Below are 20,801 nucleotides of genomic sequence, written 5' to 3'. Positions count from 1 at the left end.
AGGAGATGTTTATAGTGGAATGGCATGTAAAACAATTTGCGGATTTATCCAATAAGCAATTGTATGATTTATTAAAAGCAAGGGTGGACGTATTTGTTGTGGAACAACATTGTCCTTATCCAGAAATAGATGGATTTGATGAACAATCCATACATATTTATTTAACAATTAACGGGGAAGTTGCTGCAAATGCACGGATTGTGCCAAAGGGAGTAAGATATCCTGAGGTCTCAATAGGTCGAGTTCTCGTTACGAAATCATTTCGGAATAGTGGTTATGCCAGAGAATTGATGCAAAAAGCAATGGGTTATATCATAGAAGATATGGGGGAAACGAAAATTAGACTACAAGCACAACTTTATCTTGAAAAGTTTTATTCTTCATTAGGATTTACAAGAATCTCAAAAGAATACGTAGAAGACGGTATTCCGCATGTTGACATGATTTGGGAGCAATTGTAAGGAATCAAGTTCAGCCGTTTACACATATTATTAGTAGCAAACCTATTCAGAAGGAAAAAGCAAGTATGGTTCTGAAAAAAGGAGGCTATATGTATGGTTACAGGACAACAAGCTTACGAATTGAAACAAGGCTTATTACAGAGGCAAGCGGAATTAATAAAGCAGGTCCAAGATCATTTTGGTCTGAAGTTTGAAATGATTAAGGAATCAATGAGTGAGTTATCTAATTATGATAACCATCCAGGTGACCACGGAACAGAACTTTACGAACGTGGAAAAGATCTCGCTTTAAATGAACACGCTGAAAAGGAACTTCAGGAAATAAATGAAGCGCTTCATGCACTAGATGAAGGAACATACGGGTTTTGCTCAGTATGTGGAAAAGATATTCCGTTTGAACGCCTCCAAGCTGTTCCGACTACTGATCGTTGTATTGACCATGCAAATAACGATACGTTTGAGCACAATCGGCCAATTGAGGAGCAAGTATTCAGCCCAAATATTAATCCAGATGAAGTAACCGCAGAAACACAAGTTGGCTATGACGCCGAAGATGCTTGGCAGGAAGTAAGTCGTTATGGTTCAAGTGATTCACCGTCTGATTTTTTTGGCGATGAAGAGCATTACAATGGTACATTTGCGAATAGTGATGAAGAAATTGGTAGCGTAGAAAATATTGAAAGTTATTTGGCGGCAGACCAGCATGGGAAATATACTGGTGTTATGCCAAATCATAATAAATACGAAAATGAATATAAAGATGATGATATGAAATAACGAAGCTAGGATAAACAAAAAGGTCTGTCCCCATCATATTTGGGGGTCAGACCTTTATGTCCTAGCTTCATTTTTTATCCGAAAATATTATCTAAAAAGCCTTCTGCAGGCGACATAATAATCGTGCTAAGCATGTATCCAGAAGCTATTGTACCAATGATATAAATACCTAATAAAATGTAAACCCTGTCGATTCCTTTTGCTTCCTTTTCAAACAATATAAATGTCGGGATGAAGTATGATAGGCCCGAAATTCCAATTGTTATTAATGCTGCAGCAGAGAATACTTCTAATACAATAGCAAGCTGACCGATAATAGTTAAGAGCAAAAAGGAAATAGAATACGCTGTATACTTTGCAAATACTTCCTTAAAGTTTGCTGTATTACCTGTTAGCTTAATCGCGCCAAAGATAACTGCTACCATTAATGCAAGGAAAAGTAACAGCAAGCATAGCGGTTTTAAGAAGCCTCCGACAAATGGATTAGAATCAGTTCCTAAAAAGGACGAAATAGCAAACGTATCTTTTACATTAAAATACGTTAATAGGGCTGTAATTAACGAAAAGATTACCATTAAAATAATTGCCGGTATAAATTCCGCCGCAGTAGCATGTCTAGCACTGTTTGGGCTTTTTAAGTACTTAAGGAAAAAATGGCCGAAGTCTTTCGTCGTTGCTTTTAACTTTTCAACTGCTTCATTTTGCTGCGCTTGACTATTTGTAGGAGTAGATTGTATATCTTGCTGCACTTGCTGTATTTGTTCAGGTTCGCTATTTCCTGTATTGACTTGTAATGTTGGCTCTCTTGATGGTTCAGCAGTTGCAGCTGGTTCATCTACCATAATGTTGGCACCACAATGGGTACAAAATTTTCTTTGTGCTGTTTCCTTTCCACAATTTGAACAAATCATGTTAGGAATCCCTCCTTCGTTATTTGAATGTATTCATTATGTTTAATTCGACAAAAATTTTATAAATCCTCTATTTTTTATCGAATAATCCAAAAGGGGTAAATAGTCCTATAATGTTGTAGTATTGAAATACAAGCTCTATAGGAGTATATGTAGGGTAATTTGAAAAAAGAAGCAAGACAAAAAAATCGCCCCGTAAATTTGGGGCGATTAAATTTATTAATCAGCTTTTTTCTTTGTTAATTTTAGGTCGATTGTATGTTGCTTGCCATTCCTATATATTTCAATGTGCAATGTGTCATTGATGGATGCTTCCGTGTATAAAAACTTCCTAAGCTCGAGTATCGAGGTAATGTCATTTCCGTTAATTTTTGTAATGACATCATATTGCTTTAACCCAGCTTGTTCAGCGGGAGATCCTGGTTCAACACTTGCAATCACCATTCCGCCTTTTACTTCATCAGGCAACGAGATTTGTTGACGATATTGTGTTGGTACCTGACTTAGCGGAGCAGAGGCAATCCCGATAAATGGACGTTCCACTTCACCATTTGTTTCCAATTGTTCCATAAGTGGCATTGCAGCATCAATTGGAATTGCAAAACCAATTCCCTCTACTTCACTACGGGCGATTTTCATAGAATTAATACCGATAACATTTCCATTTTTATTTACGAGAGCACCACCACTATTTCCTGGGTTAATTGCCGCATCAGTTTGAATTACTTCAGTAATCCAATCGGGTTGCCCATCACCGGTAGTGTCAACGCTAATAGAACGATTTAAACCACTAACAATTCCTTTTGTAAGGGAGTTAGCAAATTCCATTCCAAGTGGATTCCCTATTGCGTAAACCGTTTCTCCAACATTTAATTGATCGGATGAACCTAATTTAGCTACAGCATTTATTTTCTTACTATCGACTTGTAGGACTGCTAAATCCGATAAACTATCGGAGCCTAATACTTTCGCTTGTATGCGTTCGTCATTATTCAATACGACTTCAACTTCTTGTGCATCTTCTACAACGTGTGCATTTGTTACAATATATGCTTTTCCATTTTCCTTTTTATAAATAATTCCGGAACCTGTACCTGCCTCTTCACTTGCTTCCCAAATACTTCTTTGTTGTAAGTTAATTACGCCAACAACAGCGGAAGAAGCATGGGTCAATCCATTTTCAGATATGTCGTTATCTTCCTCATCAGTGGCAATCGTCGTAACGGCATGCTGGCCATCCTGTTGCTGTGAAGTTGGTGTGTCTTGCTTTACTTGTATTGGAATCAAATTAAATAGGAGAAGAACGACAATAATGACGGCGGCCATTGCTCCGCCAATTATGCCACCAAAAAGTGCACTTTTTACATTGCCAGATCGTTTCTTATTAGAGTGCTGTTTCTGCTGAATTGACTCAGCTTTATCTTCTTGCTGTGTTTGATAAGGCGTATCCTGTGTTTCCTCAGTAAAAGAACTCCCCGAAGAAGTGACAGTTTGGTCTATCGTCTCTTGTACATTTTGCTTTTCTTTTTGTTCTATTTGCTCATTCTCAATATGCTCTTTTTCTATATGATCTTTTTCTAAACTATCTTGTTGATTAAACTGTGGATGTTGTTTGTTATCTTCGTTCATGTGTTATCCTCCTAACATGCTATGATATTATCATTATAACTATTGTGTTTGGAGCACCTTTGGTATAATTGTGGAATAAATGTGTAAAAAATATAACTTATTGTTTCTAACCCATTCTATATGTCATGATATATTTAGAAGAAGTAGAATTCAAGTGACCAGTATTATACAAATACTTTTTGAAACACCAGACACTATCTAATCATTCATACATAGTTGACCTAAACTGTTCAGTAGTGAAAACTTGTCTTTAAACTTAATTAGCTCGCTAACATCGCTACGGAAAAACACTACACCAGTGTTTTATATAGAGTCGTTTTATACCTGCTATTTTTCTGATACAGCGGTGTTTTCCGCTGCGGACCGTTGCTTTCCGCGGGCAACGCCTTGCCCCAACACTGGGGTATGCCGACGTTGGCCGCAAAGGCCGTATTTAGTCGGCCCACCTTAAATTGCTTCCTGTGGGGTTTCCGACGCACAGGACGTGCTAGCGCAGGCGTTACCACAGGACGTGGTGAACATAGCCCTGCGTTCATCTCGTGCTGTTACCGCAGGACACTACGACAGCGAAGCATCGCACGATAAAATGCAGTTTTTATCGCATTTTTGAGGAGTCTACGTATTCTGCCTACGCTAAGTGACATTATTTAATAAAGGGTAAATTCCCTACCAATGCATGAAAATCAATTGTGCACAAGTATTTTCCCTTTGAAGTATGTTTCTTAAAAGACTTACAAAGATTGACTAGCATAATCACGGCGGTTGTTTGGAGCGGAGGACCGTTGACTCCTGCGGGAAAAGCAACAGCTGAAAATCCCACAGGAAGCGTCCTTTTGCTTCCGAGGAAGTTGAAGCGTTGCCCGCGGAAAGCAACGGTCCGTAGCGGAAAACAACCTAGCACGTTACGAGACAGTTTGGTTTTATTATGTGAACTTCATAACCTTTTATAAAAGCAGCCTATGATAAAGGAACGGGGTGTGGTAAATGGATAATCATATTGCGATTGTGGAAGATGACCCAAATATACAAAATATAGTTTCTGCCTTTTTAAAAAAAGAAGGATATCAAGTTTCAATATTAGGCTCAGCCGAGGAAGGCTTGGCATTATGGAAAACCAATCCACCAGACATGTGGATATTAGATATCATGTTACCAGGCATGGACGGATATGAGTTTTGCAAAAAGATCCGTAATCAAAGTGAAGTACCAATTATTATTATTTCTGCAAAAGACGAGGAAATAGATAAAATACTTGGTCTTGAATTAGGCGGAGATGATTACTTAACAAAACCATTTAGTCCGAGAGAATTAGTCGCACGTGTTAAACGATTATTTAAACGAACAACCAAAAATAAAGCGAGTAAAATTTCGTATAACCACATTGTAAAAACAGGTAGCCTAGTTTTAAATACCAAAGAGAGACGTCTTTTTTGGCAAGCAGAAGAACAAGATGTAACGACAAAGGAATTTGATATGCTCCTTATTTTAGCGGAAAATGTGAATCGAGCCTTTTCACGGGAAGAGTTACTTATGAAAGTTTGGGGGACAGACTATTTTGGTAGTGACAGAGCTGTGGATGACCTTGTGAAACGGATACGTAAAAAAATAGCAGACCTCCCGTTAGAAACCGTTTGGGGATACGGGTATCGTTTGCGTAATGAGGAATAACCATGAGACTTCGATCACAATTAACAGTAGCATTTTCAACATTACTTATTGTCATTATGACAGTGACAGGCTATGTGATTTACTCTTTGATTTTAAACCTGCTCATTCAAAATGAACAGCGACAGCTTGAGCAAAAGGGAGAAATTCTCGTCAATGTATTAAATGAGCAATATGAATCACATGTGGAGGCGCAAGGATTCAATCAGTTTCTAAAAGAACAAGAATTGCAATTAATCCTTTACGAAGGTAAGACAAACTCAGTTTTATATTCTACCATGTCTAATCAAGTTGTTCATGGATTATATCAGCAAAACAAATTTTCAAACCGCTCTAAAGAATTATGGGAGTATGGGAATGATAAATTTGTAACATCACGAATTTTATTTTATCCAGAAGATATTGGCCTAGAGTTAATTTTACTTACCCCTTTAAAAGATTTACAAGCAGTGCAACATACATTTTTTATGCGTTTATTACTTGTGTTTTTTATAGGCATTGTCATTACGGTATTACTTAGCTATTTTTTAACAAATAAACTTGTGACACCTTTAACGAGGTTGAAACATCAACTGAAGAACATTGAGCAACGAAAATTTAAAGATATTCAACCTATTCAAGCAACAGGAGAAATAAAAGAAGTAGCCCAAAGTGTATATGATATGGCAAATGAATTACAACGATATATTAATTCGCAGCAAACTTTTTTTCAAAATGCAAGTCATGAACTAAAAACACCATTGATGACGATACAAGGCTACGCAGAGGGGATTAAGGAGCATGTCTTTGATGAAGCTGAAGAAGAAAAAGGCCTAGAAGTAATGGTTCATGAAGTGAATCGTTTAAAAAAGATTATTAACGAAATGATTTTATTAGCCAAATTAGAGAGTGAGAAACAAATATATCGAAAAAGTAATGTAGACATTACCTATTTATTGCAACAAATTAAAGAAAGAGTACTTCCAATAGTAACAGAAAAACAAATTGCATTTCATTATGAAAGTGAACCACTTATGTTGGTGGTAGATGAGGAAAAGTTGTTACGTGCTTTATTAAATTTAACATTTAATGCAATTCGGCACGCGAATACAACAGTTGTCTTAAAAGCATGGAAACATAATAGTGAGCTATATTTGACTGTGGAAGATGATGGCGAGGGGATTGAAGATGAATTAATGCCACATATTTTTCACCGATTTGTGAAAGGTAAGAATGGAGAAACTGGACTTGGTTTAGCAATTGCAAGAGCAATTGTTGAACAATCTAATGGTAAAATTACCGTTGGAAGGTCACCTTTAGGTGGCGCGATGTTTACGATTGTTTTTCAAATTTGAAAAGAATAATGTGATGTAGTACTATGAATGGTTACTTGAATGTGATATAATATAAAAGTTTTAATTCGGTTGTATGAAAGAGGAGCGACAAATAATATGTCAGTTAGAGAAGATTTAAGAAATATTGCAATCATTGCCCACGTTGACCATGGAAAAACGACGTTAGTTGACCAGCTATTAAAGTATTCTGGAACATTCCGCGAAAATGAGCAAGTTGATGAGCGTGCAATGGATTCAGGTGATATTGAACGTGAACGTGGTATTACGATATTAGCTAAAAATACGGCTGTTCAATACAAAGATACAACGATAAATATTTTAGATACACCGGGTCACGCAGACTTTGGTGGAGAAGTAGAACGCATTATGAAAATGGTGGACGGTGTTATTCTCGTTGTTGATGCGTATGAAGGTACAATGCCGCAGACACGTTTTGTATTGAAGAAAGCATTAGAACAAAAGTTAACGCCGATTGTAGTTTTAAATAAAATTGATCGCCCGAACACTAAGCCTGATGAAGTAGTAGATGAGGTACTTGATTTATTCATTGAATTAGGTGCAGATGATGAACAGTTAGAATTCCCTGTCGTGTATGCTTCGGCGTTAAATGGTATGTCTGGCTATGAACCGGATACAATTGAGGAAACAATGGATCCGATATTCAAGACAATTTTAGAGCATATTCCAGCACCAAAAGACACTGGTGAGGAACCATTACAATTCCAAGTTGCATTATTAGACTATAATGATTATGTTGGAAGAATCGGGATTGGCCGTGTATTTAGAGGGAAAATCCATGTTGGACAACAAGTAACGGTAATGAAACAAGATGGAACAACAAAATCGTTTCGTGTTACCAAGCTCTTTGGATTTAGTGGTTTAAAACGCATTGAAATTGAAGAAGCAAAATCTGGTGATATTGTTGCAGTATCAGGTATGGAAGATATTAACGTTGGAGAAACAATTTGTCCGCAAAATCATTTAGAAGCATTGCCAATTTTACGGATTGATGAACCAACATTGCAAATGACGTTTGTTGTTAATAACAGTCCATTTGCTGGTACTGAAGGAAAATGGATTACGGCTAGGAAAATTGAGGAGCGCTTAACAAAACAACTTGAAACAGATGTTAGTTTGCGGGTTACTCCTACAGAATCTCCAGATGCTTGGGTTGTTTCAGGACGCGGTGAATTACATTTATCTATTTTAGTTGAAAATATGCGCCGTGAAGGATTTGAATTACAGCTATCAAAACCTAAAGTTATTACAAAGGAAATTGATGGTGTACTATGTGAACCTGTAGAACGTGTTCAAATTGATGTTCCAGAAGAACATACAGGTGCGGTTATGGAAGCACTTGGAATACGTAAAGGTGAAATGCTTGATATGATTAACTATGGAAATGGACAAGTTCGTCTTGAATTTAAAGTGCCATCCCGTGGATTAATCGGTTATCCAACAGAGTTTATGACTCAAACACATGGTTATGGTATTTTGAATCATACATTTGAGGCATACGAACCGATGGTAAAAGGAAATATCGGTGGACGACGTCAAGGTGTGCTAGTTGCCCTAGAAAATGGAAGAGCTTCTGCGTATGGTATTACACAACTTGAAGACCGTGGTGTTATTTTCGTAGAACCAGGTACGCAAGTGTATGCAGGAATGATTGTTGGCGAGCATAATCGAGAAAATGACTTAACAGTAAACATTACAAAAGAAAAGCATTTAACAAACATGCGTACATCAACGAAAGATTCAACGGTTACAATTCGTAAATCAAGAAAAATGTCATTAGAAGAATCCATTGAATACTTGAGTGATGATGAGTACTGTGAAGTTACACCAACATCTATTCGCTTACGTAAAAAAATCTTAAATAAAAATGAACGTGAAAAAGCGGCAAAACGTAATAAATAAATCACAAAAGGGAATGAGCATATGCTCATTCCCTTTTACTTGTAGATTTTTGCTTTGATTCATTTGGAATATATTTTGTATAGTATGCTGCAAGCAATAAAGTAATAGCCGCTAATCCCCATGTAACGATACCGCTCCAGGGAACAGTTAAACGGAGTCCAACGACGATTATAATCGCTGTAAATAAGATAAATAGTGATGTTAGATAGCGCTTCATACTGAACACTCCAGGTTCGTATTATAAAACTAAAATCGCGTGTTCAATTGTAAGGTATTGGTCAACGCAATGAATAGATAATCCATTTAAACAGTAGTGATTCCATATAGACTGGGATTTAGTGAGTATATGGAAAAAGTAATTGTAGACTTGGCGTTTGTATAATCAATTACGACGATCATGCATAAAGTTTGAACACTCTCTTTATTATATACCACAAATAGTGCTTCGTATAAACGAAAAGCCAAGCCCATTTTTTAAAAAATTTACAAAGGGAAGAAAAAGGGAAATAGACTCCCTTATTGTCCCGCAACATCACGTTTTGTAAATACAATCCACGACAATGCCATGAATGCAGTATAATAAATCGCTAGTATTGTTAATGATAATGGTAACGTCATGCCTTCCAGCCACATTGTTCCATTTGCAACAGATTTTAAATCTGTGTTGGCAAACAAAATATACTTTGCCCAACTACGTTCTGCAAAAAACGCCACAATGGTATTTCCGGCCATCATTAGAAAAATTGCCAACCCGATTGCAAGTGTACTATTACGAAATAGAACGGAAATCATAAAGGCAAATGTTGTCATCATGACTAGATTCACTAAATTATATGCGTAATCACTTATTGCTTCATTGGCAATGGAAACTCCTATTAATTGTCCATCTCTTTCAACAGCCGCAATTGGATTGATGCTGTCAAAGCCAAACAATATACTTCCAATCAGAAGTGAGATAATAAATGTAAAAATGGTAGCAGTTAGTGCAAATAATAATACAGAAATATATTTAGACAATAAATTCTTTGAGCGAGATATTGGGCGAATGAGTAATAATTTGATGGTTCCCCACCTAAATTCGTTAGCGACAATACTAGAGCCGATGATGATGGTAAATAAACTTACAAGTGATAATAATCCTGCACTTTCCCTTAAAAAATACCATGTGTCTTCATTTGGTGGTTTTATATCATGTTCTAAATAATAGTTGTTCTCTGCCATTATCTCCATATTATATTCAATTAAAAACTCCTCTGTTTCTTTTGCATTTTCTGCAAGTAATTGTTCGTTTTCCTTCTGGAGTTCTGCTTGCCAATTCTCCTCTGTATATTTCACGGTCTCGTCAGCTGTCTGCATTAAAAAGGCAAAGCCGACGATGATAACGGCTAATAATATATACATGATCCAAGTTGACTTTCGAATATACATTTTCATTTGCTCATTATAAATTAATTTTAACATTTCACCCAATTTCACTCTCTCCAATCAAATCAAAGAATTTATCCTCTAACGTTTCTTTTGGAATGGTTACTTGATAAACCGAAATTTCCTTTTGTTCCGCGAGCGTTCCTATAATCTGAGGTATATTTTCCTTCTCGCACTGAAAGGAGATGAATTCTTCTAGTTGTTTAGATTTTAGGTTATGCTTTTTCTCTAATAGTTCTATTACTTTGTCGATTGGGGTAGCCTCAATCATAACTTGTCTCTGTTTCGTTTTTTGCTTATCATCTGTTGGCGTTTCATGGACTGTTTGTAATGCAATAAGTTCCCCATGTTTGATAATACCTATTCGGTCACACATCTGCTCTATTTCAGATAATAAATGACTAGAGATGATAACTGCAACATTCTCTTCAATAGCAATCTTTCGTATGTATTGTCGAATTTCCCTAATTCCCGCGGGATCAAGGCCATTAGTAGGCTCGTCTAGTATTAATATGGACGGCTGATGTAATAAAGCTTGTGCGATACCTAGTCTCTGACGCATCCCGAGAGAATATCGACCTACTTTTTCGTGTATTGGTTTTTCCATTCCAACGAGTTTGATTACTTCATTCACACGTTCCTTTGTTACACCGGGAGTCATTCGTGCAAAATGCATGAGATTTTGCCAACCGGTCATAAATGGATATAATTCCGGATTTTCCACGATTGCGCCAACTTCACGAATAGCTTGTTTATAATTTGTTTTGATACTATTACCAAGAATTTTAACATCGCCACTTGTTATACCAATTAGTCCGACCATCATTCGTATTGTTGTCGTTTTTCCTGCACCATTTGGTCCGATAAAGCCAAAGACTTCCCCCTTCTGAATTGAAAAGGATAATCCTTTAATTATTTCCCTTCGACCAATTGATTTGTGTACATTCACTAATTCCATCGCTGTTTCACTCAAACATATAACCTCCATTTCCTTTCAGCTTATGCATACGGATAACAAGTAAAATTTGTTTCAGATTTCCTATAAAATGTGACAACTATTTAAAAAAATGCTTATATGTAAATATTCTATCGGGTTTTATCAATTGTTTTTGCTATACTGGAGAAGAAGTGCTTGTATGCGTTTACAGAACATATATTATATGTGAGATGTTTATAATACGAGGGGTGTATAGAGATGCGGGAAGTTGTTATTGTTGAAGGGTGTCGTACAGCGATAGGAAGACGCAAGGGAGCATTGTCACATTACCGATCAGATGAACTTGCTGCAATTGTATTAGATGATGTCATGAAACGTTCCGGCCTGGATAAAGCGCTAGTCGAAGATGTGATTGTAGGTTGTGTCACGCAATCTAGCGAACAAGGTGGAAATATTGCACGGACAGCAGCTTTAATTGCTGGTTTTCCAATACATGTGCCAGGGGTTACAATTGACCGTCAATGTGGTTCAAGCCAACAAGCAATTCACTTTGCTTCACAAGCCATTGCTTCCGGGGATATGGATGTCGTGATTGCTGGTGGTGTTGAAAACATGACGAGAGTTCCAATGTTTTCTAATATGGAAGGTTATAAGCCTAGTGAACAGTTGACGAATAAGTATGAGATTGTAAATCAAGGAATTTCAGCAGAGAAGATTGCCGATATATGGGGATTCACACGTGAACAACTTGATGTTTTTTCGCTGCAGAGTCATCAAAAGGCATTGAAAGCATTAGAATATGGTGTGTTTAACGATGAAATTGTTCCAGTAAAATTAAGTGATGGGGAAGTATTTCGAGAAGATGAGGGACCTAGGACGGATACCTCTTTAGTAGCTTTGGCGGCTTTAAAACCAGTATTTATTGATGAGGGAAAAATTACTGCCGGAAATGCGAGCCAAATGAGCGATGGTGCAAGTGCTGTTTTGCTCATGTCTCGCGAAAAGGCAGAAGAACTAGGTTTAAAACCGAAAGCAAAAATTATCGCCCGCACTGTAGTGGGGTCAGACCCCACATTAATGTTAACAGGTCCAATTGATGCAACGCAAAATGTACTTGCCAAGGCGGGATTAACGATTGATGAGATGGATTTATACGAAGTAAATGAGGCATTCGCTTCTGTTCCTTTAGCATGGCTTGAAGAAACAGGTGCGAATCCCGACAAGTTAAATGTAAATGGTGGTGCTATTGCATTAGGGCATCCATTAGGTGCAACTGGGACAAAATTACTTATTTCATTAGTCAATGAGCTGGAAAGAATGAACGGAAAGTATGGATTGTTAGCTATTTGTGAGGGGATGGGAATGGCAAACGCAACGATAATTGAGAAAATTTAAGGTTAGAGTTTACTAGTTATAACTTGCTATATGAACCGCTATACGTGATTAATACGTCATGTATAGCGGTCTTTTACATTGCTGGAATGCATAGTTAACACAATAAAAGAACCTTTTGCGATGACAAATCAAATGCAAAGTATTCTGAAGTTATGAAGTGGATAAGAATATGTTAGATGTGTTGAAAATAGTTACTTTTTACTATAGCTTATAAGTAGTGTAAATTGTAATAAACTCTAGATCTTTTCGATTCATCCGTATTTTAAACAGCGCGTGAATCGCAAATCTTTACTTTTAAGGGGAAATTTTATGAGAATGAAAAAGTTTTTCGCCTTCAGTATTTTAACTATATGCCTAATTGTAGCATTGGTTTCATGCGAGAATGCAAAGAATGACCGCACTGAAGTAGTTTCTAACAATCACAAGACAATGACAACACATGAGTTAAAGCAAAAGGAAATGAGAAAGCTTAATCAGACAATCACACTAACCGCTATAGGAGATATACTTATTCACGCTAGGGTATATGATGTTGCGAAAACGGAACATGGTTATGATTTTACACCATTTTTTTCTCATGTAAAGTCATACTTGAATGATACGACAATCACATTTGCCAATCAAGAGACGATGATAGGTGGAACCGATCTTGGCCTGTCCACGTATCCTGCATTTAACAGTCCTTATGAAGTAGGTGATGCATTAAAGGATGCTGGAGTAAATATTGTATCGATTGCCAATAACCATACGCTTGATCGTGGTGAGAAAGCAATTCAAAATGCAATTAAGCATTGGGAAGCAATCGATATGATGTACACAGGTGCATATAAGAATAAGACAGATCAGGAACGTATACGAGTAATGGAAACAGAGGAAGGTGTGTCTGTTGCCTTTTTGGCATATACGTATGGAACGAATGGTATACCCGTTCCAAAGGGGAAGGACTATTTAGTTAACTTTATCAATAAAGAAATAATTGCTGGTGAGATTGCAAAAGCAAAAGAAATGGCAGATGTGATTGTACTAAGCTTGCACTTTGGAAATGAATATGAACGCTTTCCAAATAATGAACAAAAAGACCTTGTTCAATTTGCTGCCGACCAAGGGGTTGATATAGTATTAGGCCATCATCCTCATGTGCTACAGCCAATCACGTGGGTAGAAGGTAAAGAAGGAAATCAGATGTTAGCTGTTTATTCTTTAGGAAACTTCTTATCGGGTCAAAAGGGAATGTATCGCCAAATTGGTGGCGTATTTAAATGTACGATTACGAAAACATACAAAAACGGAAAGCCCAAAATTGAAGTGACAGCACCAAAGTTTATGCCAACATACGTGAAGGAAAATGAATGGAAACCGAAACCGATGTTTCAACTTACAGAAAGGGATTTACCTGGGGTGAGGCAAAAGTACAAAGACATCAAGAAACATATGTCCCAATGGTTACCGGAACTTGAATTCATTGAAGAATAAAGCCTGTGAAAAACGAAATGAACTGACCAGACCGATTTTAACTATTATACATTTATTATGTAATGCATGTGGAATCCGCAGATAGCGCGTCATTCACGGTAGATTCCTGAATAAAAGCATGTGGAATCTCCCGAGAGCGCGTCTATCACGGTAGATTCCTGAATAAAAGCGTGCGTAATCGCCCGAGAGAGCTGTTATCACGGTAGATTCTCAAGCAAAAGCATGTGGAATCCCCCGAGAGGGCGTCACTCACGGTAGATTCCTGAATAAAAGCGTGAGGAATCTCCCGAGAGAGCTGTTATCACGGTAGATACCGAAGCAAAAGCATGCGTAATCACCCGATAGCGCGTCATTCACGGTAGATACCGAAGCAAAAGTGTGAGTAATCGCCCGAGAGCGCTGCTATCACGGTAGATTCTCGAATAAAAGCGTGAGTAATCGCCCGAGAGCGCTGCTATCACGGTAGATTCTCGAATAAAAGTGTGAGGAATCCCCCGAGAGAGCTGTTATCACGGTAGATACCGAAGCAAAAGCATGAGTAATCGCCCGAGAGAGCTGCTATCACGGTAGATTCCTGAATAAAGCGTGCGTAATCCCCCGAGAGAGCGTCTATCACGGTAGATACCTGAATAAAAGCATGCGTAATCCCCCGATAGCGCTGTTATCACGGTAGATACCGAAGCAAAAGTGTGAGTAATCCCCCGAGAGAGCTGTTATCACGGTAGATACCTGAATAAAAGCGTGAGGAATCTCCCGAGAGAGCTGTTATCACGGTAGATACCTGAATAAAAGCGTGCGTAATCGCCCGATAGCGCGTCTATCACGGTAGATTCTCGAATGAAAGCATGTGAAATCCCCCGAGAGAGCTGTTATCACGGTAGATTCTCGAACAAAAGCGTGCGTAATCGCCCGAGAGCGCGTCTATCACGGTAGATACCGAAGCAAAAGCATGCGTAATCACCCGATAGCGCGTCATTCACGGTAGATACCGAAGCAAAAGTGTGAGTAATCGCCCGAGAGAGCTGCTATCACGGTAGATTCTCGAATAAAAGCATGCTAAATCCCCCGAGAGAGCTGTTATCAAGGTAGATCCTCGAATAAAAGCGTGTGAAATCCCCCGAGAGAGCTGTTATCACGGTAGATACCGAAGAAAAAGCATGCTTAATCCCCCGAGAGCGCTGTTATCACGGTAGATTCCTGAATAAAAGCGTGCGTAATCACCCAAGAAAGCGTCTATCACGGTAGATACCCAAGCAAAAGCATGTGGAATCGCCCGAGAAAGCGTCATTCACGGCGTTTAGATATTGGAATGGAAAGAATACGACCCTCTAGACCCCTCGAAAATGCCTTAGTAATTGACTTTGTAAAGACTTGTTCATCAATCTATCTTGTATAGCGGGAAATTAATTTGTAATTATCTACCTTGTTATAGAAAGTGGAACAATTAATTACAGTGATTAAATTAATGCTATTAAATGTAACCTATTTTTGGTATGATAACTCTATGCTTACATACAATTGGTAATAGAGGACAGGCATGAAGGAGTCAAAAGACAATGGATTGGAAAAATATTTATCGTGGATTTTTGATGGGGGCAAGCGATGTGATCCCTGGAGTGAGTGGGGGTACAATCGCATTATTACTCGGAATTTATGATCAACTTATTGCAGCTATAAATGGATTTTTAAGTAAGGAGTGGAAGAAGCATTTAAGTTTTTTAATTCCACTCGCTATAGGTGTTGGTGGAGCAATACTATCTTTAAGTAAGATAATTAATTGGTTGTTAGCAAATTATCCAGGTCCACTTAAATTTTTCTTTTTAGGACTTATTCTCGGGGTATTACCTTATTTATTCTATCAGGCTGAAGTAAAAACGACATTTAGAATGCAACATTATCTGCTGCTCATTATTGGCACAGTGCTTATTGCTTCAATTGCCTTTTTGGATACATCAAGTGGGGCAATCATTGAAAGTAGATCATTCTCAACTTATATCTTTTTATTCTTTTCGGGAATCTTAGGAAGTGCAGCAATGATATTACCTGGTATAAGTGGGTCGATGATTTTATTAGTAATTGGTGTGTACAGTACTGTTATAGACGCGGTGGATCATTTATATTTTGATGTTCTATTTGTTACGGGAGCAGGTATTGTCATTGGCCTACTCGTCATGAGTCGCCTCATACGCTTCTTCTTGGAAAGATTTCATACAGGTACATTTGCCTGTGTTATTGGTTTTGTTATTGGCTCTTTATTTATTGTGTATCCTGGTTGGCCAACATCGACAACATATGTGATGATAAGTGTTGTTACATTTGCACTTGGGCTACTTGTTGCCTATATTCTTGGTAAAGTAGAATATAAAGAGTAGAGCATAATAAAAGAAAAGCTGGACAGAACTTGTTACAATGAAGAAGATTAGCTAACAAGGGGTGTTATATCATATGGAACATATACAAACAGAAGAAAAGTTTAATGAGATTATTAAAAGTGAAGAGCCAGTTATTATTAAGTTTTTTGCAAATTGGTGTCCGGATTGTAAAAGGATGGACATGTTTATTGATAGTATTTTAGAAGAGTTCTCCCAATATAAATGGTATGAAGTGAATACTGATGAAATTGAGGGGATTGCACAAAAGTATGAAGTAATGGGAATTCCGAGTATTCTTATTTTCCAAGAAGGGGAAAAGAAAGCCCATCAGCATAGCGCATATACAAAAACACCTGAATCGGTGACGGAGTTTTTACACCAACAACTAGGGTAATAAAACGGCAAAAGTCAAAGGTGTGGGACAAAAGGGGTCAGACCCCAACTACAATAATTAGTAGTTGGGGGTCTGACCCTTTTGTTTTGTCCAATCACTTTTTATTCCAATTTAAAGGATAGGGGACCATTTTCTGTAAAACGTATCTTTGTATTGTGCAAGCGAATATAATTTTTATTTCTCAATCTAGCATGAAGTTGAAAAATATGTGTAAATCTTTCTTTTGTTGTTCCACTATATGTTACGCTTGTAATTGCTTGTGGGTTTTGCAGACCAGCAGGATTTAGTGGTTGCTCCCACTCAATAAGAAACGGCAATGATTCGATACGAAAATCAAAGGTTGGGAAAAGCATACGCCATTTTAAGATAGTTCCGTCTGGTTTTTTTCGCTCACCATGGAAAGGGCCTGTAAAAGGAATGTTTTCTTTCTTAAAGTGCTGTATATATTGCTCCATTTGGTTTGTACGTAATGCCATTTGAAATGGAATTGGACTTACTTCTTGCTCCAACGTATAGACGAGATGCTGAATTAATGGATTCTCCGCGCTGGATGCTTGTTGTAGATCGTTCACGCCTAACCATTCGATATAACTATCATTTGAAAAATATGCCAAGTAATTATAGGTTCCCCAATCTGCATGTTCTCCACCTCGCACAGCTTTGATGGAAAACTGTTCACCATATGTAGCACTTACTTCCTCAGCGTTTTTACCTGATATAATAATATGGTCTAAAGCTAACATAGTGTCCCTCCATTATATAATCATTCCCTTGTGCAAAAGTAGGAAATAAGATTAAAATAAATATATGATTGTATATTTTTAATAAGAGAGGACAAAAAGGCAGTGAATTTCGATACGGAATTTTCACTGGACATTTGAACGTCCTCTTTGTTGCGTAGATTATTTCTTAATTATTACGTATATACATATTCTTTTCAACCATAGTATCGCGCATGATGAAATATGTGAGTTTTAAAAAGAGGAACGGAGTGATGAAGTGAGTAAACCGGCAATCTTAATTGTAGAAGATGAGCAAAAGTTAAGTAGGGTCCTACAACTAGAGTTGGAATATGAGGACTATGAAACGGAAGTGGCTGATAATGGAAAAGATGCACTCGAACTAATTGAAAGCAGGGAATGGGATTTAGTTTTACTTGATATTATGCTTCCGAAATTGAGTGGGCTAGAAGTATTACGCCGTGTGCGCCGTACAGATGAAGCAACACCTATTATATTACTTACAGCTCGAGATCAGGTGTTTGATAAAGTGAGTGGTTTAGACTTAGGTGCAAATGATTATATTACGAAACCTTTCGAAATTGAGGAGTTACTAGCTCGGATACGGGCTCATCTACGTAACCGGCAGACGCTGCAGTCAGAAGATGTTGCGGAAGAACAAAGTCTTACTGTAGGGGATTTGTACGTAAATTTAAATAGCCGTGAAGTCCTTCGAGAGGATGTAGCAATAGAATTAACTCCTCGAGAATATGATTTATTAATCTATTTATTAAAAAACAAAAATATTGTTTTGACGAGAGACCAACTCATTGAAAATGTGTGGGGTTATGATTATTATGGAGAAACAAACGTTGTAGATGTATACGTTCGGTACCTCAGACAAAAGATTGATAAACCATTTACAGTAGCGTATATCCAGACAGTTAGGGGCGTTGGTTATACGATAAAGGATCATGATAGATGAAGCTGCAAACAAAAATTCAGTTATTTGCTAGTTTGTTTATGTTAATTTTTATATTAGCCGTTAATACATCCATTTATTTTATGTTCTATAAAATATCTTCTGATACAGAATTAAATTGGTTAGCAACAAGTACCGAAGACTTAGTGGAGGCATTGAATAAAAAATCAGACATTCCAAAGTCTGAATTATTAGAGGCCTATATGCCGAATAATGGTATGGTACGCATTATTAATGACAACTCGAAAGCACTTATAACAAAAACAAAAAAGTATGAATACACAAAGCTTACCAGTGACTTTTCAACGAAAGAAAATAATTATATTATTAGGGAAAAGTCTGAAGCACCCGTAGCTGTTATTGCAAAGCCAATTATATGGGAAAACGGCGATATTGTGATGTTACAGGTCTCTCAACAGTTAATGGCGTTAAAGGAAAATATGAGAACTTTGTTTTATGTACTCTTTTTTGCATCTTTACTCATATTGATTCCAGCTGTACTGGCTGGTGGAATTCTTAGTAAGTTTGTCCTACGTCCGATTACAGAGCTTATCCATGCGATGAAGGAAAATAAACAAACGAAAACATGGAAGAAGATTGAACTAGGGAAAAGGAAAAAGTCTCGTGATGAACTATATATCATGGAGGAAACATTTAATGAAATGATTGATTATTTGGAGGAAAACTTTGAAAGACAAGAGATTTTTGTGTCAGATGCTTCACACGAATTAAAAACTCCAATTTCTATTGTAAAAAGTTATGCACAATTATTAAGGCGTCGCGGCGTAGAAAACAAGGAAATATTTACGGAAGCTGTTGGCGCGATTGAATCAGAAGCAGACCGCATGCAAAAGCTTGTAGAGCAAATGCTATTATTGGCCAAAAGTGAGGTCGAATTTGAAAAGGAAAAGTTCAATTTGTTAGGGTTATGTCAAATGGCTATAAAAAGATTCACTGGTGCATATCATCGTGAGATTATATTTCACCCACAAGTTAAAGAGGCGCATATTTTAGGTAATAAAGAACAACTCCAGCAAGTAATTTATATTTTAATTGATAATGCTTTAAAATATAGTGATCGGGAAGTTAAATTAGAATTATTAACGGATGGAACGATGATAATTTTTAAAGTAATCGACTATGGACAAGGTATACCGGAGAAGGACCTCAAATATATCTTTGATCGCTTTTATCGTGTAGATAAAGCGCGTAGTCGTGAAACGGGTGGTACAGGGTTAGGGTTACCAATTGCTAAGGCTATTGCACAAGTACATCGAGGTGAACTGCTAGTTGAGAGTAAACCAGGTGAGGGAACGACATTTACATTAGAATTACCTCGCTCCCAGTAAAATCTTTACTAAATTCTCATGGTTTTCTAATCTAACTCACATTGGTTCTTCATTGTTTGTGTATATGATATAAGTAACAAATGAAATGGAGGGAACAAAGTGAAGAAGAAATTAATTTTAACGATTAGCATCTCTGCAATAGCACTCGTACTAGGATTTGGACTTTATCATACAAATGCATCACAACAGGATCCTAAATTATCATTTGATGACATAAAAGAACTTGTAAAGCAGCAATATCCTGGAGAGTTAACAGAAATTGAGTTAGAGAAGGATTATAATCGAGTTGTTTATGAAGTAGAATTAGAAGGCAATGGAAAAAAATATTCTATAAAACTTGATGGAAATACCGGTGAAGTTCTAAAAATGAAAGAAAAGCAAATTAGTCAAAAGACACCGGTTCAACAAGTTGAAATAGAGGAACACGAGGATACGCAAGATACACAAATCGCACAAAACAATGACAGTACAAATACTAAAAGTAATCAATCTAATAAAGAAGTGAAAAAAGAAAAGTCCGAGGAAAATTCGAATCATCATGAAAATAAATCAGATGATAAAGAAAAGCATAAATCAAATCATAAAGAAAAGCACAAATCAAAAGAAAAGAAAAAGGTCGATAAAAAGGCAGTTATTTCTGTCGCAGAAGCTACAGAGATTGCACTGAAGGAATTCCCTGGATACGTAACAGAAGTTGAACTAGATGAAGATGATGGTCGATTAATTTACGAAATTGAAATTAAATCTGGTGACAAAGAAGCTGAATTTGAGATTGACGCGATTACTGGTAAAATATTGGTCATCGATATTGATGATTAAGTATGAGAAATAGTAAGGTTAAGTCATGGCTAACAAAATAAGAGGCTAGGACATCAGGGTCTACCCCCCTCGTTTAACTCTGTCATTAGTAAGAAGGTTCCGTAGTTCATACTAAAATGTAGTAGTTAAGGGGGGCTACACTTTGGTTTTGTCCTGGCCCTTTTTTTATTTCATTTTAAAATCCTTCCTTTATAACATCACATCATTTGCAGGAGAAATAACTCGCTAAATTCGTAAAT

Annotated in this window: 18 protein-coding genes; 12 read left to right on the top strand and 6 right to left on the bottom strand. The window is 37.1% G+C overall.

What is annotated here, in order from left to right:
• Positions 1-14: 14 nt before the first annotated feature.
• Together ACFFIS_RS16435 and ACFFIS_RS16430 are read left to right on the top strand one after the other, a co-directional pair.
• Complete coding sequence (locus tag ACFFIS_RS16435) at positions 15-461, top strand: GNAT family N-acetyltransferase (RefSeq protein ID WP_390188404.1); 447 nt, start codon at positions 15-17, stop codon at positions 459-461.
• Positions 462-554: 93 nt separating this feature from the next.
• Entirely contained in the window at positions 555-1,238 is a 684-nt protein-coding gene (locus ACFFIS_RS16430) for a TraR/DksA C4-type zinc finger protein (protein ID WP_320381304.1), read from the top strand.
• Positions 1,239-1,312: 74 nt separating this feature from the next.
• Here the strand turns inward: ACFFIS_RS16430 and ACFFIS_RS16425 are convergent, their stop codons facing one another.
• Positions 1,313-2,149, bottom strand: coding sequence for a zinc ribbon domain-containing protein (locus ACFFIS_RS16425; protein WP_320381306.1), 837 nt, complete (start codon positions 2,147-2,149; stop codon positions 1,313-1,315).
• A gap of 219 nt (positions 2,150-2,368) precedes the next feature.
• On the bottom strand, positions 2,369-3,778 hold the full coding sequence (locus ACFFIS_RS16420; RefSeq protein WP_390188403.1) for a S1C family serine protease: 1,410 nt from the start codon (positions 3,776-3,778) through the stop codon (positions 2,369-2,371).
• A gap of 984 nt (positions 3,779-4,762) precedes the next feature.
• Between ACFFIS_RS16420 and ACFFIS_RS16415 the strand changes: the two genes are divergently transcribed.
• From ACFFIS_RS16415 to typA, 3 genes are all read left to right on the top strand, one after another.
• A complete protein-coding gene (locus tag ACFFIS_RS16415) occupies positions 4,763-5,446 on the top strand; it encodes a response regulator transcription factor (RefSeq protein WP_390188402.1) in 684 nt (227 codons plus the stop codon).
• Positions 5,447-5,448: 2 nt separating this feature from the next.
• A complete protein-coding gene (locus ACFFIS_RS16410) occupies positions 5,449-6,777 on the top strand; it encodes a sensor histidine kinase (RefSeq protein WP_390188401.1) in 1,329 nt (442 codons plus the stop codon).
• Between the two features lie 96 nt (positions 6,778-6,873).
• Positions 6,874-8,697 (top strand): translational GTPase TypA, encoded by a 1,824-nt coding sequence (typA, locus tag ACFFIS_RS16405; protein ID WP_320381312.1) that lies wholly within the window; start codon positions 6,874-6,876, stop codon positions 8,695-8,697.
• A 25-nt stretch (positions 8,698-8,722) separates the two neighbouring features.
• On the opposite strand, the gene ACFFIS_RS16400 is transcribed toward typA, so the two are convergent.
• The 3 genes from ACFFIS_RS16400 to ACFFIS_RS16390 form a co-directional block, all read right to left on the bottom strand.
• A complete protein-coding gene (locus ACFFIS_RS16400; RefSeq protein ID WP_320381313.1) occupies positions 8,723-8,914 on the bottom strand; it encodes a hypothetical protein in 192 nt (63 codons plus the stop codon).
• A 299-nt stretch (positions 8,915-9,213) separates the two neighbouring features.
• Positions 9,214-10,158, bottom strand: coding sequence for an ABC transporter permease (locus ACFFIS_RS16395; RefSeq protein ID WP_390188451.1), 945 nt, complete (start codon positions 10,156-10,158; stop codon positions 9,214-9,216).
• A 1-nt stretch (position 10,159) separates the two neighbouring features.
• The gene (locus tag ACFFIS_RS16390) at positions 10,160-11,095 is read right to left on the bottom strand and encodes an ABC transporter ATP-binding protein (protein ID WP_320381315.1); all 936 of its coding nucleotides are present in this window, start codon (positions 11,093-11,095) and stop codon (positions 10,160-10,162) included.
• 222 nt (positions 11,096-11,317) lie between these two features.
• Between ACFFIS_RS16390 and ACFFIS_RS16385 the strand changes: the two genes are divergently transcribed.
• The 4 genes from ACFFIS_RS16385 (at position 11,318) to ACFFIS_RS16370 (ending at position 16,693) form a co-directional block, all read left to right on the top strand.
• The gene (locus tag ACFFIS_RS16385; protein ID WP_320381316.1) at positions 11,318-12,454 is read left to right on the top strand and encodes a thiolase family protein; all 1,137 of its coding nucleotides are present in this window, start codon (positions 11,318-11,320) and stop codon (positions 12,452-12,454) included.
• Positions 12,455-12,763: 309 nt separating this feature from the next.
• A complete protein-coding gene (locus ACFFIS_RS16380) occupies positions 12,764-13,927 on the top strand; it encodes a CapA family protein (RefSeq protein WP_390188400.1) in 1,164 nt (387 codons plus the stop codon).
• 1,556 nt (positions 13,928-15,483) lie between these two features.
• Positions 15,484-16,299: a DUF368 domain-containing protein gene (locus tag ACFFIS_RS16375; protein ID WP_320381318.1), complete on the top strand. Its 816-nt coding sequence runs from the start codon at positions 15,484-15,486 to the stop codon at positions 16,297-16,299.
• Between the two features lie 73 nt (positions 16,300-16,372).
• Complete coding sequence (locus ACFFIS_RS16370) at positions 16,373-16,693, top strand: thioredoxin family protein (protein WP_320381319.1); 321 nt, start codon at positions 16,373-16,375, stop codon at positions 16,691-16,693.
• Between the two features lie 101 nt (positions 16,694-16,794).
• On the opposite strand, the gene ACFFIS_RS16365 is transcribed toward ACFFIS_RS16370, so the two are convergent.
• Entirely contained in the window at positions 16,795-17,436 is a 642-nt protein-coding gene (locus ACFFIS_RS16365; protein ID WP_320381320.1) for a VOC family protein, read from the bottom strand.
• A 256-nt stretch (positions 17,437-17,692) separates the two neighbouring features.
• On the opposite strand from ACFFIS_RS16365, the gene ACFFIS_RS16360 reads away from it, so the two are divergent.
• The 3 genes from ACFFIS_RS16360 to ACFFIS_RS16350 all read left to right on the top strand — a co-directional run bounded on the left by ACFFIS_RS16360 (position 17,693) and on the right by ACFFIS_RS16350 (position 20,562).
• Entirely contained in the window at positions 17,693-18,397 is a 705-nt protein-coding gene (locus ACFFIS_RS16360; protein ID WP_320381321.1) for a response regulator transcription factor, read from the top strand.
• A complete protein-coding gene (locus ACFFIS_RS16355) occupies positions 18,394-19,743 on the top strand; it encodes a sensor histidine kinase (protein ID WP_390188399.1) in 1,350 nt (449 codons plus the stop codon). Before ACFFIS_RS16360 ends, ACFFIS_RS16355 begins: the two co-directional genes overlap by 4 nt.
• Positions 19,744-19,842: 99 nt before the next feature.
• A complete protein-coding gene (locus ACFFIS_RS16350; RefSeq protein ID WP_320381326.1) occupies positions 19,843-20,562 on the top strand; it encodes a PepSY domain-containing protein in 720 nt (239 codons plus the stop codon).
• Positions 20,563-20,801 lie beyond the last annotated feature (239 nt).

Source organism: Paracerasibacillus soli (genome assembly GCF_042432965.1).
In the GTDB taxonomy this organism is placed as follows: Bacteria; Bacillota; Bacilli; order Bacillales; family Amphibacillaceae; genus Paracerasibacillus; species Paracerasibacillus soli.
Note: the sequence above shows the minus strand (reverse complement) of the source record. Positions and strands in the feature narration are given on the sequence as shown.